Genomic DNA, 16,342 nt, shown 5'->3' with positions numbered 1-16,342 from the left:
GTCACGCGGGGCTCAGCAGCTCCGCGTGATGCCGCTGGGCGACCAGCGGGTGGGCGCGCAGCTTACCCTTGAGCTCGTTCAACCCGTACTCCGCGAACAGCGGGTTGCCCGGGTCGTCCGTGACGCCGGGCGCGGTGGAGGCGTGTGGGAAGGGCAGCGGGGCGACGCGGGCGTCCAGGCGCGGGTTGTAGAAGAAGGGCACCGAGAACCGCTCGGTGGCGCCGGGCGGGGAGACGACCCGGTGGTTGGTGGCCACGAGGTAGCCGTTGGTGGCCACCTCCAGCAGCTCTCCGAGGTTGACGACGAACGCGCCCTCGATCGGCGGCACGTCGTGGAAGAGCCCGTCCGCGCGCTGCACCTGGAGCCCGCCGATCCGGTCCTGGAGCAGCAGGGTGAGGAAGCCGTAGTCCTTGTGGGCGCCGACGCCCTGGTCGGTGCCGTCGCCGGCGCTGCCGGGGTAGCGGACGAGCTTGAGGTGCGGGTGGGCGTGCGCGCCGAAGACCGGGTCGTAGAAGTCGGCGGGCGCGCCGATGGCGGTGAGCAGTTCGTGCAGCAGCCTGCGGGCGACGGCGCCGAGCCGGTCGATCCAGGCGAGCGCGGCGGTGCGCAGCTCGGGCAGGGCGGCCGGCCACTGGTTGGGGCCCTGGAGCCACCAGTACGCGGGCTCGCCCGGCCCGGGGAAGCGGGCCGGGCGCTCGGCGCCTATGTCGAGCTGGTCGCGCCAGTCCCGGGCGCCGCCGGTGCGCTCGTCCCCGGTGCGCGTGTAGCCGCGGAAGTGGGGCGAGTTGACGTTGTCCAGGGCGAGGCGGTCGGCCTCGGGGAGCCGGAAGAAGGCGTGCATCGCGTCGAGCAGCGCGTCGGTCTCGGCCCGGGTAACGCCGTGCCCGACGAGCTGGAAGAAGCCCACGTCGTGGGCGGCGCCATGCAACTGCTCGTGCAGCAGCCCCCGTTCACGGGGGCCGCGGTCGGCCGCGGCGAGGTCGATGATGGGGAGCTGGTCGTACGACGGGGTCGTCGCCGTGTTCGTCATGGGTCACGTCCGCAGGGTGTACGGGTCCCGGGCAGCCGCCATGGGTGGGCGCGCGGCGCGGGTGCCGGATGAGAGGAACCGGGTGAGAGGTGCGGGCGATCGGGTCGCCGCGGAAGGGCCGGGGTCAGGCGGAGCGCCGACAGCCCATGCTCGTGACGCGCACGTAGTCCACGTGGCGGCGTCGCACGAGCAGCAGAAGCATGCGCACAGGGTACTGCGGGGCGCGCGATACGGGTGTGGCCCGGTTCACGCGGTCGCCGGGCCGCGGCCCAGTGCCTCCTCCAGCAGGGCCGCCCACTGGGCCACCACGCGTTCGCGGCGGGCTGCGTCGTCGGTGAGGAGGTTGGCGAGGCCGAGGCCGCGGGCCATGTCGAGGAAGCCCTGGACGGTTTCGCGGGTGCCGGGGCGGGCCTCGTCCGCGCCCAGCAGCTCGACCGCTATGCGGTGCGTCTCGCGGCCCACACGGGCCTCCAACTCGGTAACGCGGTGGCGCAGTTGGTCCTCGCTGGAGGCGGCCACCCACAGATGGAGCGCGGCCCGGAAGAGAGGCCCGGTGAAGAGGTCGACGAGGGCGCCGACCACGGCCCGCCGGTCGCCGGCCGCGCCCTCGGGGAAGAGGGCGCGCAGGGCGGTGGAGCGTTCCTCGGCCACGTACTCGACGGCGGCGGTGAACAGGTCCTCGCGGGTGGGGAAGTGGTGCTGGGCGGCACCGCGGGAGACGCCGGCGCGTTCGGCGACCACCGAGACCGTGGACCCGGCCCAGCCGTGTTCGGCGAGGCAGGCCACGGCGGCCTGGAGGAGCCGCTGCCGGGTGGCCCGGCTGCGGTCCTGCTTGGGGGCGCGTTCCGCGCGGTCGTGTGGGGTCACACCGCCCATTCCGGATCCCGTCGTTCGAGGAAGGCCGCCATGCCCTCGCGCGCCTGCGCGGAGGAGAACAGCCGGGCCGAGAGCGCGGTCAGGCCGGCCGCGTCCCGGTCGAAGGCTTCCAGCACCCTAGCCGTGAGCAGCCGTTTCGTCTCGGCCAGAGCCTGGGGGGAGGAGCGGCGCAGACCGTCGAGGATCGGCTCCAGTACGGCGTCGGCGTCGTCCCCGGCCGCCGTCACCAGCCCGGTCCGGACCGCCTCGGCCGCGTCGAACCGTTCCCCGGTGAGGCAGTGGCGGGCCAGCGCGCGCGGGTCGGCGCGGGGCAGCAGCGGCAGCGAGATGACCGCGGGGGCCACCCCGATGCGCACCTCGGTGAACGCGAAGGTGGCCCGGTGCGAGGCGACGGCGATGTCGCAGGCCGCGAGGAGGCCGAGACCGCCCGCGCGGACGTGCCCGGTGACCCGGGCGACGACCGGCTTGGGCAGTTCGACGATCTGCCGCAGCAGGGCGACCAGCGCGTCGGGCCGGGGAGGGTCGCGCAGGTCGGCGCCCGCGCTGAAGGTGTTGCCGGTGTGGGTGAGGACGACGGCGCGCACGGCGGCGTCCTCGGCGCAGTCGGCGAGAGCGGCGGTGAGTTCCCCGACGAGCGCCGCCGACAGGGCGTTGCGGTTGCCCGGCGAGTCGAGGCCGAGGGTTTCGACGGCACGCGCGCGCGTGCGTGCGATCGTCGTCACGGCCGCTCCCCCGCTTCCCGCGGCTGCCCGGGCCCCTGGTCCCGCAGCCGCCGCCGCAGGATCTTCCCGGAGGCGGCGCGGGGCACCGCGTCGAGGAAGGTGACGTGCCGGACGCGCTTGTAGGGGGCGACGCGTTCGGCGACGTACAGCATCACCTCCGCCTCCGACGGGCCGTCGGCGGACGGCCGGCCCGCCACGTACGCGTGCGGTGTCTCGTTGCCGTCGGCGTCGTGCACACCGATGACGGCGGCGTCGGCTATGTCCGGGTGGGTCAGCAGCAGGGCCTCCAGTTCGGCGGGCGCCACCTGGAACCCCTTGTACTTGATCAGTTCCTTGACCCGGTCGACGACGAACAGCCAGCCGTCGCCGTCCACGTACCCGACGTCGCCGGTGTGCAGCCAGCCGTCGGGGTCGATCATCGCGGCGGTGACGTCGGGCCGGTCCAGGTAGCCCTTCATCACCTGGGGCCCGCGGATCAGGATCTCGCCCGGCTCGCCGATGCCGAGGTCCTTGTCCGGGTCGACGAGGGAGACGACCCGCATCTCGGTGCCGGCGATGAGCCGGCCGACCGTGCCGGGGGGCACGTCGTGCATGGCGTCCAGGGGAACGACGTGCGTGCCCACCTGGTCGTACGTGAGGGTGGTGCCGTCCGTGCCGTCGATCAGCGCGGGGGCCCCGCCGAACCGGGCGGCTCGGCCCAGGACGGCCTCGTGGATGGGCAGTTCTACGGCCGGGACGTCTGCGTACTCGCTGCGGAACACGGTTCCTCCTCGCACACGGCGGGCGGGTCAGTACGACTTGGGCAGGCCCAGGGTCTGGTGGGAGACGTAGTTGAGAATCATCTCCCGGCTCACCGGGGCGATACGGGCCACGCGCGCGGCCGTTATCAGCGAGGCGAGCCCGAACTCGCGCGTGAGGCCGTTGCCGCCGAGGGTGTGCACGGCCTGGTCGACGGCCCGCACACAGGCCTCACCGGCCGCGTACTTGGCCATGTTGGCGGCCTCTCCCGCGCCCACGTCGTCGCCCGCGTCGTACAGGTGGGCCGCCTTCCCCGTCATCAGGCGGGCGAGTTCCAGGTCGATGTGGGCCTGGGCGAGCGGGTGGGCGATGGCCTGGTGGGAGCCGATGGGGGCCTTCCAGACGGTGCGCTCGCGCGCGTACTCCACGGCCCGGGCGAGCGCGTGACGCCCCATGCCGATCGCGAAGGCGGCCGTCATGATGCGCTCGGGGTTGAGTCCGGCGAACAGTTGCAGCAGGCCCGCGTCCTCTCCCCCACTGCCGAGAGCGTGGGAGGTGCCCCCACCGACGAGCGCGTCGGCGGGCAGCCGCACATCGTCCATGACCAGCTCGAACTGCTTCTCGGCGGCGGTCAGTTCCATGTCGATGGGATGCCGCTGGAAGCCGTCCGCGTCCGGCGGGACGATGAACAGGCAGGGCTTGAGGCGGCCGGTGCGCGCGTCCTCGGTGCGGCCGACGACCAGGACGGCGTCGGCGATGTCGACTCCGGAGATGAACACCTTGCGGCCGGTGAGCACCCAGTCGGCGCCGTCGCGGCGGGCGGTGGTGGTGATGCGGTGGGAGTTGGAGCCGGCGTCGGGTTCGGTGATGCCGAAGGCCATGGTGCGGGTGCCGTTCGCCAGCGAGGGCAGCCACGCCCGCTTCTGCTCCTCCGTGCCGAACCGGGCGATGACGGTGCCGCAGATGGCGGGCGAGACGACCATCATCAGCAAGGGGCAGCCGGCCGCGCCCAACTCCTCCAGCACGATGGACAGTTCGGTGATGCCACCGCCTCCCCCGCCGTACGCCTCCGGCAGGTTGACGCCGAGGTATCCGAGTTGGCCTGCCTCGGACCAGAGTTCGGTGGGGTGGCGTCCCTCGGCGACGGTCCGGGTGAGGTAGTCGCGGCCGTAGCGTTTGCCGAGGGCCGCCACGGCGGCGCGCAGGTCCCTGTGTTCTTCGGATTCGGTGACGGGGGTCATTGTCGTCTCCCGGGTGCGAGTGGTGTGTGGTTGCTCGCGCTCACGCGGCGGAGCCGCACGTCGATGCCGCCCCGCGCCCTTAGTGCCGCGGCAGGCAACGTTTGCCCGTAAAGGAGCGGCGTCCGGTGCGTGCTCCGGGGTCCCCCCTGCTCGAAGAGCTTGGGGAGTGCCGGCCGGAAGTCCTCGTACTGGACGTACTTGGGCTTCCGGCCGGTGCGGCGAGTGGGGGTCCCCCCTGCTCGAAGAGCTTGGGGGAGCGTGCCGGGCGTCGCGACGGGGCAAACGTTGCCTGTCGGGTCACTAGATTGCTGCCACTACCGCCAGCAGCACGCCGGGCTCGACCTGTTGTCCGGGGGTCGCGTGCAGGGCCGTGAGTGTGCCCGTGGCCGGGGCCTCGATCCTGTGCTCCATCTTCATCGCCTCCAGCCACAGCAGCGGCTGTCCGGCCCGTACGGCGGCGCCCACGGTCAGTCCGTCGGCGACGCGCACGACGGTGCCGGGCATGGGCGCCAGCAGTGAGCCGGGCAGACGCTGGGCGACGGGGTCGGGGAAGCGGGGCAGGACGGTGAGCGCGGTCGGTCCGGCGTACACCCGCTCGCCGTACCGGGCGATCTCGTACCGGCGCCGGATGCCGCCGGCTTCGAGGACGACCAGGCACGGGTCCGCGTGCACCACCCGCACCCCTACGGCGTCGGCGGCCGGACCCGCGCGGGTGTGCCGGTAGCGCACCTCGTGCTCCTCGCCCGCCATCAGGTACCGCTTGACCTGCGGCTGCGAGGGCACGTTGCGCCAGCCGCCGAAGCGGGAGCGGCCGTGCGCGTCGGCGAGCGCGGCGGCCAGGGGCGCGTACGGGTCGGGGGCGGGCGCGGTCAAGTCGGCGAGGTGGCGGTCGTAGAAGCCGGTGTCCATACGGCCACGTCCGAACTCCTCGTTCCGCAGGGACCGCACGAGCAGGTCGCGGTTGGTGACCGGGCCGTGGACGGCGGCCCGCTCCAGCGCGCCGGCGAGCTTGCGCAGCGCCTCCGCGCGCGTGGGGGCGTGGGCGACGGCCTTGGCGAGCAGCGGGTCGTAGTGGACGCCGATCGTGTCCCCGTCGCCGTAGCCGGTGTCCAGGCGGACGCCGGGGACGGACAGGCGGTGCAGGGTGCCGGTCTGCGGGGCCCAGTCGCGGGCCGGGTCCTCGGCGTACAGGCGGGCCTCGACCGCGTGCCCGCGCGCGGCGGGCGGTTCGGCGTCCAGGGCGTGGCCCTCGGCGACACGGATCTGCAGGGCGACCAGGTCCACGCCGAACACGGCCTCCGTGACCGGGTGCTCCACCTGGAGGCGGGTGTTCATCTCCAGGAAGTGCGCCCTGCCGTCGGCCACCAGGAACTCGACGGTCCCCGCGCCGGTGTAGTCCACGGCCCGCGCGGCCCGTACGGCCAGCTCGTGCAACTCCCGCTCGGTGGCCGCGGGAAGCCCGGGCGCCGGGGCCTCCTCGACGACCTTCTGGTGGCGCCGCTGGAGGGAGCAGTCACGCGTGCCCAGCGTCCACACGGTGCCGTGGGTGTCGGCGAGTACCTGCACCTCCACGTGCCGCCCACCCGCCTCGCCCCCGAGGTACGGCTCGACGAACACCTCGCCGTCGCCGAAGGCGCTCAGCGCCTCCGCGCGCGCGGCCGCCAGTTCGGCGTCCAGGTCCCCGAGCCGCCGTACGATCCTCATCCCGCGCCCGCCGCCGCCCGCGGCGGCCTTCACGAGGACCGGCAGATCGGCCTCGGTGACCTCGCGCAGGGGCGGCACGCCCATCAGCTCCTTGGCGCGGGTCTTGGACGCCATCGCCTCGATGGCCCGCGGGGACGGCCCGATCCAGACCAGGCCCGCGTCCAGGACGGCCCGCGCGAAGTCGGCGTTCTCGGCGAGGAAGCCGTAGCCCGGGTGCACGGCGTCCGCGCCGGCCGCCACCGCCGCCTTCACGATCAGGTCGCCGCGCAGATACGTCTCGGCGGGTGTCACGCCCGGCAGGCGCACCGCGGTGTCGGCCACGCGCGTGTGGAGCGCGTTCTCGTCGGCGTCCGAGTGCACGGCGACCGTCCGGATGCCCAGCTCGGCGCAGGTGCGGAAGACACGGCAGGCGATCTCGCCCCGGTTGGCGACGAGCAGAGAAGAAATCAAGGGGATCCCTCACATCCGGAAGACGCCGAAGCCGCCGCGCGCGCCCTCGAAGGGCGCGGTGTGGACGGCCGACAGGCACAGGCCGAGGACGGTGCGGGTGTCGCGCGGGTCGATGACGCCGTCGTCGTACAGCCGCCCGGACAGGAACACCGGCAGCGACTCGGACTCGATCTGCCGCTCCACCATCGTCCGCAGCGCGGCGTCCGCCTCCTCGTCGTACGGCTGCCCCTTGGCGGCCGCCGACTGCCGCGCCACGATCGACAGCACACCCGCTAGCTGCTGCGGCCCCATGACGGCGGACTTGGCGCTGGGCCACGCGAACAGGAAGCGGGGGTCGTAGGCCCGGCCGCACATGCCGTAGTGCCCGGCGCCGTAGGAGGCCCCCATGAGGACGGACAGGTGCGGGACGCGCGAGTTGGACACCGCGTTGATCATCATCGCGCCGTGCTTGACGATGCCGCCCTGCTCGTACTCCCGGCCGACCATGTAGCCGGTGGTGTTGTGCAGGAACAGCAGCGGTACGTCCCGCTGGTTGGCGAGCTGGATGAACTGGGCCGCCTTCTGCGACTCCTCGCTGAACAGCACGCCCTGGGCGTTGGCGAGGACTCCGACGGGATAGCCGTGCAGGGTGGCCCAGCCGGTGGCCAGGCTCGTCCCGTACAGCGGCTTGAACTCGTCGAAGTCGGAGGCGTCGACGATCCGCGCGACGACCTCGCGCGGGTCGAAGGGGATCCGCAGATCGCCGGGGACGATCCCCAGAAGCTCCTCCTCGTCGTACTCGGGTGGCGCCGCGGCGGGCGGATCGGGGTACGCCTTGCGGTGGTTGAGGCGGGCGACGACCCGGCGGGCCTGCCGCAGGGCGTCCGGTTCGTCGAGGGCGAAGTAGTCGGCGAGACCGGACACGCGCGCGTGCATCTCGGCGCCGCCCAGGGACTCGTCGTCGCTCTCCTCGCCGGTGGCCATCTTCACCAGCGGCGGACCGCCGAGGAACACCTTGGCCCGTTCCTTGACCATGATCACGTGGTCGGACAGGCCGGGGATGTACGCGCCCCCGGCGGTCGAGTTGCCGAAGACCACGGCGACGGTCGGGATGCCGGCCGCCGACAGCCGGGTCAGGTCCCGGAAGACGGCGCCTCCGGGGATGAAGATCTCCTTCTGGGACGGCAGGTCGGCGCCCCCGGACTCGACGAGGCTGACGCAGGGCAGCCGGTTGGCGAGCGCGATGTCGTTGGCCCGCAGCGCCTTCCTCAGGCTCCACGGATTGCTGGCGCCGCCGCGCACGGTCGGGTCGTTGGCGGTGATCAGGCATTCCACGCCCTCGACGACCCCGATCCCGGTGACCAGTGAGGCGCCCACGGTGTAGTCGCTGCCCCACCCGGCCAGCGGCGACAGCTCCAGGAACGGCGTGTCGGGGTCGAGCAGCAGCTCGATCCGCTCCCGGGCGAGCAGTCTGCCGCGCCGCCGGTGCCGCTCGACGTACTTCGCGCCGCCGCCCGCGAGCGCCTTGGCGTGCTCGGCGTCGAGCGCGGCGAGCTTGCCGAGCATGGCCTCGCGGTGGGCCTTGTACTCGGCGGATCCGGTGTCCAGCGCGGAGGAAAGGACCGTCACAGGAGGGCCTCCGGTATGTCCAGGTGGCGGGAGCGCAGCCATTCGCCGAGCGCCTTGGCCTGCGGGTCGAAGCGGTGCTGGGCGGCGGCGCCCTCGCCGAGGATCCCCTCGACGACGAAGTTGAGGGCGCGCAGATCGGGCAGTACGTGCCGTTCCACGGCCAGCGTCCGGCACTCCGGGAGCAACTGCCGGAACGTCTCGGTCGTCAGCGCGTGCGCGAGCCACCGCCAGCCCTGTTCCGAGCGCGCCCACACGCCGACGTTGGCGTCGCCGCCCTTGTCGCCGCTGCGCGCCCCGGCGACGAGTCCGAGCGGGGCCCGCCGGGTGGGTCCGGCCGGGAGGGGCTCGGGCAGCGGTGGCCGCTCCACGTCCGCGAGCGCGCGCGTCCGCTCGGGCGGTGGCACGGCGACACGGCGGCCGTCGTGGAGGACGGCCACCTGCTCGACGGCGTCCTGGGGGACGTACACGGCCTCGAAGACGCCGTAGGGCGCGCCCTTCCCGGGAGGCGCCGGCATGTGGAAGCCCGGGTATCCGGCGAGCGCCAGCTCCACGGCGGCCCCGCTGAACGCCCGCCCCACCGCCCGCGGGTCCCGGTCCCGTACGACCAGCCGGAGCAGGGCGCTCGCCGTCTCCTCGGTGCCGGCGTCGGCCCGGTCGGTCCGCACCAGGTCCCAGCGCACCTCGCCGGGAGGCGACCCGGCGGCCCCGAGCGCGTCCCGCATCTGCTGCCGCACCAGCTCGGCCTTGCGCTCGATGTCGAGTCCGGTGAGGACGAAGGTGACCTCGTTGCGGAAGCCGCCGAGGCGGTTGAGGCCCACCTTGAGGGCGGGCGGCGGGGCCTCCCCGCGCACGCCCTCGACGCGTACCCGGTCGGGTCCGTCCTGACCGAGCCGTACGGTGTCCAGCCGCGTGGTGACATCGGGCCCGGCGTACCGGGCGCCGCCGGTCTCGTACAGCAGCTGGGCGGTCACCGTGCCGACGTCCACCACCCCGCCGCTGCCGGGATGCTTGGTGATCACGCAGCTGCCGTCCTCGTGGATCTCGGCGAGGGGGAAACCGGGGTGGCGCAGCCGGTCGAGGGCGTGGTCGGCGAAGAAGGCGTAGTTGCCGCCGGTGGCCTGGGTGCCGCACTCCAGCACGTGCCCGGCGACGACGGCGCCCGCGAGCCGGTCGTACTCCTGCGGCCGCCAGCCGAAGTGGGCGGCGGCGGGCCCGGTGACCAGGGCGGCGTCCGTGACCCGCCCGGTGACCACGACGTCGGCGCCCGCGCGCAGGCAGGCGGCGATCCCGAAGCCGCCGAGGTAGGCGTGGGCGGCGAGGGGAGCGCCTCCCTCGGGGGCGGAGCCGAGAGCCCGGGGGAGGTCGGCGGTGAGGTCGTCGCCCTCGACATGGGCGACGCGCAGTGGGATCCCGAGCCGCTCGGCCAGTTCCCGCACCCGGTCGGCGAGCCCGGCCGGATTGAGCCCGCCCGCGTTGGTCACGATCTTCACCGACCGCTCGTGGACGAGTCCGAGGCACTCCTCCAGCTGCCGCAGAAAGCTGCGGGCATAGCCGGCCGCCGGATCCTTGAGCCGGTCCCGGGCCAGGATCAGCATGGTCAGCTCGGCGAGGTAGTCGCCGGTGAGGACGTCCAGCTCACCGCCGGTGAGCATCTCGCGCATGGCGTCGAACCGGTCGCCGTAGAAGCCGGAGGCGTTGCCGATGCGCAGGGTCATCCGGTCGCCCCCCGGGGCGCCCGGCCGGCGCCGGGCGGGCCGGCGAAGGCCTGGGCGATGTCCAGCCAGCGGTCGGCGTCCGGACCCTCGGCGCGTACCGCGAGGTCGGCGCGGTGGGCGCGCTGGGTGACCAGGAGGCAGAAGTCGAGAGCGGGCCCGGTGACACGCTGCCCGGCGTCCTCGGGACCGTACGTCCACAGCTCCCCGGAGGGACCGCGGACCTCCACACGGAACTCCTCCTCGGGCACGGACAGCCCCCGCGCCCCGAAGGCGAAGTTGCGCGCCCGCACCCCGATGCGCACCACATGCTTGAGCCGGTCGGTCGGTGTGCGCACCACACCGAGCGCATCGGCCACGTCCTGCCCGTGCGCCCAGGTCTCCATCAGCCGCCCGGTCGCCATGGAGGCGGCCGACATGGGCGGCCCGTACCAGGGGAAACGGGAGCCGGGCGGCGCCGCTCGCAACGCCCGGTCGAGCGCGGCCCGCGTCTCCCGCCAGCGTTCCAGCAGCTTGTCGGGGGCCAGTCGCGCGCCTTCCGCGGCCCCCTCGTCCACGAACGAACCGGGCGCGGCCAGCGCCCGGTCCACGAGTTCCCGGAAGCCGGCGGAGTCGGTGACGGCGATGAGGGCGGACCGGTCGGTCCAGGCGAGATGGGCGATCTGATGGGCGATGCTCCATCCGGGCGCCGGCGTCGGGCGCCCCCAGTCCCCGGGGCCCAGCCCGGCGACAAGCCGCTCCAGTTCGTCACTCTCGGCACGCAGATCGTCGAACACCAGCGTCGGATCGGACATGCGTGGAGCATGGCAGCGACCCCTGAAACAAACAAGCATGCTTGCATGAATTCATGGTCCCGCCGTGCGGCGCCGAAAACCGGCACCGGTCAGGGGTGCGCCTCCGGAAGCGGCGCCTTGCTCCGCGCGACCTGGGTCCGAACCGCCCCCATGCTCGCCGCGATGACCAGGACGATCGCCACGGCCTGGAGGGCGGTGAGGGACTGGCCGAGGATGAGGAAGCCGGCCGTGGCGGCGAGGGCCGGTTCCAGGCTCATGAGGACGGCGAAGGTGGAGGCGGGCAGCCGGCGCAGGGCGAGCAGTTCGAGGGTGTACGGCAGGACGGAGGACAGCACCGCCACCCCCGCGCCCAGGGCGAACGTCGTCGGGACGACGAGCTTCGACCCGGACTCGGCGATCCCCAGCGGCAGGAACAGCAGCGCGCCGACCGCCATCGCCAGGGCCAGCCCGTCCATCTGCGGGAAGCGCCGGCCGGTACGGGCGCTGAAGACGATGTACGCCGCCCACATCACGCCCGCGCTCAGCGCGAAGGCGACACCGGCGGGGTCGAGGCTGTCGAAACTCCCGCCGCCGAGCAGGAAGACACCGGCCAGGGCCAGGGCGGCCCACACGAAGTTGATCGCGCGGCGCGAGGCCAGCACCGACAGGGCGAGCGGGCCGAGCACTTCGAGGGTGACGGCGGGGCCGAGCGGGATGCGGGCGGCGGCCTGGTAGAAGAGGCCGTTCATCCCGGCCATCGCGATGCCGAAGACGACGACCGTGCCCCAGTCGGCGCGCGAGTACCCGCGCAGCCGGGGCCGGCAGAACAGCAGCAGCACGATCGCGGCCACCAGCAGCCGCAGGGTCACCACGCCGAGCGCGCCCGCCCGCGGCATCAGCGTCACGGCCACCGCGGCGCCGAACTGCACCGAGATGCCCCCGGCCAGGACCAGCCCGACCGGGCCGAGCGAGCCGAAGCGGCCCGGGGATCCGGGCGTGGGCGCGGCGGCCGGCGCGGAGGCGACCGGGGACGGCGAGGAAGGGGTGGCGGCGCTGGGCGTGGTCACGGGCGGTCCAGTTACGGGGCTAGGGGATTGTTCATCGCGATGTACTGATGGGTCCAGGGTAATGGACGCGGTCAGGGGCGTGAACCCGTACACCACTGTCCACGATGCCCCGCCCGTCCCCACGGTTCACGGGCCGACGTACCCCTCCAGGGCCGCGGCGACACCGCGTGCCCGTCCGGTCCCGGTCACGGGTCCTCCAGGTGTCCCTCCAGCCTCGGCAGCCCCCGGTCACGAGCCGCCGCGCCCCTCCGGTTCCGCCGGCCCCTCAAGTCCCTCCGCCAGCACCTCCGCCAGATGGCGTCCCCGTACTCCGGCCAGCTGGTCCAGCTGGGTGCGGCAGGAGAAGCCGTCCGCGAGGACCACCGCGCCGGCCGGGGCCCGCCGTACCGACGGCAGGAGCTGTTCCTCGGCGCAGGCGGCGGACACCTCCCAGTGGCCCTTCTCGAAGCCGAAGTTCCCGGCCAGGCCGCAGCAGCCGCCGGACAGTTCGCCGGTCATCCCGGCCGCCTCGCGCAGGCGCCGGTCGGCCGCGTCGCCGAGCACGGCGTGCTGGTGGCAGTGGGTCTGGCCGGCGACCGGGCGGTCCAGGCGGGGCGGGGTCCAGCCGGGGGCGTGGCGCCGCAGGGCCTCGGCGAAGGTCAGGACGCGGTCGGCCAGGCGGCGGGCCCGCGGGTCGCCGGGCAGCAGTTCCGGCAGGTCGGTGCGCAGGGCGGCGGCGCAGCTCGGTTCCAGGACGACGACCGGCGCGTCGGTCTCCAGCACCGGTTCCATCAGGTCCAGGGTGCGGCGCAGCACCGCGCGGGCACGTTCCAGCTGGCCGGTGGAGACGTACGTCAGGCCGCAGCAGACGCGGCCCCGGCCCCGCAGGACGGACACGGGGTTCAGCAGCGCCGAACTTCCGTCGCCCACCGGAGGGCGGCGCAGGCGCAGGGTCGGCGGGAGCGCCACCCGCAGCCCGGCCGCCTCCAGCACGCGTACGGCCGCCCGGCCCACGGACGGCGACAGGTGTTCGGTGAAGGTGTCCGGCCACAGGACGACCAGATCGCCCGCCCCCTCCCCGCCGGCCACCCGTGCGTCCGCCCGCGTGCGCCACCATCGGGTGAACGGCTCGCGCGCCAGTCGCGGGATCCCTCGTTCGGGTGTGATTCCACCGAGCCGTTTCACGGCCGACGCGAGCGGCCGCAGGGCGGCGAGCGCGTTCAGCAGTGGCGCGGTGCGCGTACGGGCGGCCCAGCGCAGCCACACCGGAAGCCACCCCAGGGCGTAGTGGGCGGCCGGGCGGCGCCGGCCGGCGTAGTGGTGGTGCAGGAACTCCGCCTTGTAGGTGGCCATGTCCACCCCGACCGGGCAGTCGGACCGGCACCCCTTGCACGACAGGCACAGGTCGAGCGCGTCCCGGACCTCGGCCGACCGCCAGCCGTCGGTCACCAGCTCACCGGCGAGCATCTCGTGCAGCAGCCGGGCACGCCCGCGCGTGGAGTGCTCCTCCTCTCCCGTGACCCGGAAGGAGGGGCACATGACCGCGGCGCCCGACACCTCGGTCGTACGGCACTTCGCGACCCCGACGCACCGGCGCATAGCCGCCGAGAAGTCCCCTCGGTCGGCCGTGTAGCCGAAGGCCACGTCGACCGGGCGGCGCGGCAGCACGGCGAAGCGCAGGTTCGCGTCCAGGGGCGCGGGACGGACCAGCATCCCGGGATTGAGCAGGTCGTCGGGGTCCCACAGTCCCTTGACCCGCTCGAAGAGGGCCACCGTCCTCTCGCCGTACATCGCCGGCAGCAGCTCGGCGCGGGCCTGCCCGTCCCCGTGCTCCCCGGACAGCGAACCGCCGTGCGCCACCACCAGCTCGGCCAGCTCCTGCGAGAACCGCCGGAACCGGCCGATCCCGGCCGGGGTCAGCAGGTCGAAGTCGATACGGACGTGGATGCAGCCGTCCCCGAAGTGCCCGTACGGGGCGCCCCGCAGCCCGTGGGCGGCCAGCAGCTCCCGGAACCGCCGCAGATACGCGCCCAGCCGCTCCGGCGGCACCGCGCAGTCCTCCCACCCCGGCCACGCCTCACTGCCGTCCGCCATCCGGGTCGCCGTACCGCTCGCGTCCTCCCGGATCCGCCACAGCGCGCGCTGCGCGGCCGGCTCCTCGACGATCGCGGCGTCCACGGCGTCCGCCGCCCGAGCGATCGCCTCCGCACGCGCGCGTGCCTGCCCCGCCGTCTGCCCGCCCGTCTCCACGAACAGCCAGGCGTCCCCGCGCGGCAGCCCCGCCGCCGCGGACGGCACCAGGTCCCGCGCCATCCCCTCCACCGTCAGCGGCCGGTACCGCAGCAGTCCGGCCGCGGCGTCGGCGGCGGCTCCCTCGTCGGCGTATCCCAGCACGGCCAGCACGCGCGCGGGGGGTGTCTCGACGAGCCGTACGACCGCTTCCGTCAGCACGCCGAGGGTGCCCTCCGAGCCGCAGAAGGAGCGCGCCACGTCCGCGCCGTTCTCGGGCAGCAGGGCGTCCAGGGCGTACCCGGAGATACGGCGGGGCAGCCGCGGGAAACCGGTCCGCAGCCGGGCCAGTTCGCTCTCCGCCAGCTCCCGCAGCCCGTCCGGCGCCCCGGCCCACTCGCGCCCCAGTCGCAGTGGCCGCCCGCGCGCGGTGAGCACCGACAGCTCCCGCACGCTGTCCGCGGTCGTCCCCCAGGCCACCGAATGGGAGCCGCACGCGTTGTTGCCGATCATCCCGCCGAGCGTGCACCGGCTGTGCGTGGAGGGGTCGGGGCCGAAGCGCAGCCCGTGCGGCGCGGCGGCCTCCTGGAGCCGGTCCAGGACCACGCCCGGCTGGACGACGGCGGTCCGCTCCCCGGGGTCGAGCGCCAGCACCCGGTTCATGTGCCGGGTGAAGTCCAGCACCACCCCCGTCCCGGTCGCCTGGCCCGCGATCGACGTCCCGCCGCCCCGCGCGACCACCGGCACTCCGCGCGCCCGGCAGACCTCCAGCACCGCCGCCACGTCGCCGGCGTCCCGCGGAGCCACCACACCCAGCGGAACCCGCCGGTAGTTGGACGCGTCCATGGTGACCAGCGCCCGGGAGGTGACGTCGAACGCCACCTCCCCGCGCACGGCCCGGCGCAGCTCCGCCCGAAGCTCCGAAAGATCCGCGAGATCGGTCATGCGTCCAGCATGCACGCGATCGATTCGACGGCCGTCTCACCCGGCGGAATGCGTTTCACCCGGATTTCTCCGACCCGCTACTCTCCCGTTCGTGGCTGAGATCCAGATTCCCTCTGACATCAAGCCCGCGGACGGACGTTTCGGCGCGGGACCCTCCAAGGTGCGGACGGAGGCGCTGGACGCCCTCGCCGCCACCGGCGCATCCCTCATGGGCACCTCCCACCGCCAGACCCCGGTCAAGAACCTGGTCGGCCGGGTGCGCGAGGGCATCCGCGAGCTGTTCCGGCTCCCCGACGGCTACGAGGTCGTGCTGGGCAACGGCGGCTCCACGGCGTTCTGGGACATCGCGACCCACGGACTGATCGAGAACAAGTCGCAGCACCTCACCTTCGGCGAGTTCAGCTCGAAGTTCGCCAAGGCCGCCAAGCTCGCCCCGTGGCTCGCCGAGCCCACCGTCGTCTCCTCCGACCCCGGCACGCACCCGGAGCCGCGGGCCGAGGCGGGCGTCGACGTCTACGCCTTCACGCACAACGAGACCTCCACCGGTGTCGCCATGCCCATCAAGCGCGTGGCCGGCGCCGACGAGGGCGCCCTGGTCCTGGTCGACGCCACCTCCGGCGCCGGCGGCCTCCCGGTCGACATCGCCGAGACCGACGTCTACTACTTCGCCCCGCAGAAGTCCTTCGCCTCCGACGGCGGCCTGTGGCTCGGCGTGTTCTCCCCGGCCGCGCTCGAACGCGCCGAGCGCGTCCACGCCTCCGGCCGCCATGTCCCGGAGTTCTTCTCGCTGCCCACGGCGATCGACAACTCCCGCAAGAACCAGACGTACAACACCCCGGCGCTGGCCACCCTCTTCCTGCTCGACCAGCAGCTGGAGTGGCTCAACGGCCAGGGCGGCCTCGCCTGGTCCACGGCCCGCACCAAGGACTCCTCCTCCCGTCTCTACGCCTGGGCGGACGAATCCAAGTACGCGACCCCGTTCGTCACCGACCCGGCCAAGCGTTCCCAGGTCATCGGCACGATCGACTTCTCCGACGAGATCGACGCCGCCGCCGTCGCCAAGGTCCTGCGCGCCAACGGCATCGTGGACACCGAGCCCTACCGCAAGCTGGGCCGCAACCAGCTGCGCATCGCGATGTTCCCGGCCATCGACCCGGCGGACGTCGAGGCCCTGACGAAGTGCGTCGACTACGTGATCGAAAAACTCTGAGCGCTCGACGAGGAAGGGCGCCCGGCGGATCCCGCCGGGCGCCCTTCGCGGTGTGTGA

General features: G+C 73.9%; 11 protein-coding genes and 1 pseudogene. 1 reads left to right on the top strand and 11 read right to left on the bottom strand.

Features of this window, described 5'->3' with window-relative positions:
* Position 1 precedes the first annotated feature (1 nt).
* From ACFY3J_RS11400 to ACFY3J_RS11350, 11 genes and pseudogenes are all read right to left on the bottom strand, one after another.
* Complete coding sequence (locus tag ACFY3J_RS11400) at positions 2 to 1,030, bottom strand: isopenicillin N synthase family dioxygenase (RefSeq protein ID WP_384177744.1); 1,029 nt, start codon at positions 1,028 to 1,030, stop codon at positions 2 to 4.
* Between the two features lie 246 nt (positions 1,031 to 1,276).
* Positions 1,277 to 1,906 carry a TetR/AcrR family transcriptional regulator gene (locus ACFY3J_RS11395; protein ID WP_390840770.1) on the bottom strand — a complete coding sequence of 210 codons (630 nt, stop codon included), beginning with the start codon at positions 1,904 to 1,906 and terminating at the stop codon, positions 1,277 to 1,279.
* A complete protein-coding gene (locus ACFY3J_RS11390; RefSeq protein ID WP_390840769.1) occupies positions 1,894 to 2,628 on the bottom strand; it encodes an enoyl-CoA hydratase family protein in 735 nt (244 codons plus the stop codon). Before ACFY3J_RS11390 ends, ACFY3J_RS11395 begins: the two co-directional genes overlap by 13 nt.
* Positions 2,625 to 3,248, bottom strand: a pseudogene (locus ACFY3J_RS11385) (AMP-binding protein); the annotation flags it as partial. The gene ACFY3J_RS11390 and the pseudogene ACFY3J_RS11385, both read right to left, overlap by 4 nt.
* Positions 3,249 to 3,416: 168 nt before the next feature.
* Positions 3,417 to 4,607: an acyl-CoA dehydrogenase family protein gene (locus tag ACFY3J_RS11380; protein ID WP_390840768.1), complete on the bottom strand. Its 1,191-nt coding sequence runs from the start codon at positions 4,605 to 4,607 to the stop codon at positions 3,417 to 3,419.
* Between the two features lie 300 nt (positions 4,608 to 4,907).
* The gene (locus ACFY3J_RS11375) at positions 4,908 to 6,761 is read right to left on the bottom strand and encodes an acetyl/propionyl/methylcrotonyl-CoA carboxylase subunit alpha (protein WP_390840767.1); all 1,854 of its coding nucleotides are present in this window, start codon (positions 6,759 to 6,761) and stop codon (positions 4,908 to 4,910) included.
* A gap of 9 nt (positions 6,762 to 6,770) precedes the next feature.
* Positions 6,771 to 8,369, bottom strand: a complete 1,599-nt coding sequence (locus tag ACFY3J_RS11370; protein ID WP_384177734.1) for an acyl-CoA carboxylase subunit beta — start codon at positions 8,367 to 8,369, stop codon at positions 6,771 to 6,773.
* A complete protein-coding gene (locus tag ACFY3J_RS11365) occupies positions 8,366 to 10,084 on the bottom strand; it encodes an acyclic terpene utilization AtuA family protein (RefSeq protein ID WP_390840766.1) in 1,719 nt (572 codons plus the stop codon). Before ACFY3J_RS11365 ends, ACFY3J_RS11370 begins: the two co-directional genes overlap by 4 nt.
* On the bottom strand, positions 10,081 to 10,875 hold the full coding sequence (locus ACFY3J_RS11360; RefSeq protein ID WP_384177730.1) for a TIGR03084 family metal-binding protein: 795 nt from the start codon (positions 10,873 to 10,875) through the stop codon (positions 10,081 to 10,083). Before ACFY3J_RS11360 ends, ACFY3J_RS11365 begins: the two co-directional genes overlap by 4 nt.
* Positions 10,876 to 10,964: 89 nt before the next feature.
* Complete coding sequence (locus ACFY3J_RS11355; RefSeq protein WP_384177728.1) at positions 10,965 to 11,921, bottom strand: DMT family transporter; 957 nt, start codon at positions 11,919 to 11,921, stop codon at positions 10,965 to 10,967.
* A 228-nt stretch (positions 11,922 to 12,149) separates the two neighbouring features.
* Complete coding sequence (locus tag ACFY3J_RS11350; RefSeq protein WP_390840765.1) at positions 12,150 to 15,074, bottom strand: FAD-binding and (Fe-S)-binding domain-containing protein; 2,925 nt, start codon at positions 15,072 to 15,074, stop codon at positions 12,150 to 12,152.
* A 91-nt stretch (positions 15,075 to 15,165) separates the two neighbouring features.
* On the opposite strand from ACFY3J_RS11350, the gene serC reads away from it, so the two are divergent.
* Entirely contained in the window at positions 15,166 to 16,284 is a 1,119-nt protein-coding gene (serC, locus tag ACFY3J_RS11345) for a phosphoserine transaminase (protein ID WP_390840764.1), read from the top strand.
* The last annotated feature ends 58 nt before the right edge of the window (positions 16,285 to 16,342 follow it).

Origin of the sequence: Streptomyces sp. NPDC001231 (assembly GCF_042896885.1) — a bacterium.
Lineage (GTDB): Bacteria > Actinomycetota > Actinomycetes > Streptomycetales > Streptomycetaceae > Streptomyces.
Note: the sequence above shows the minus strand (reverse complement) of the source record. Positions and strands in the feature narration are given on the sequence as shown.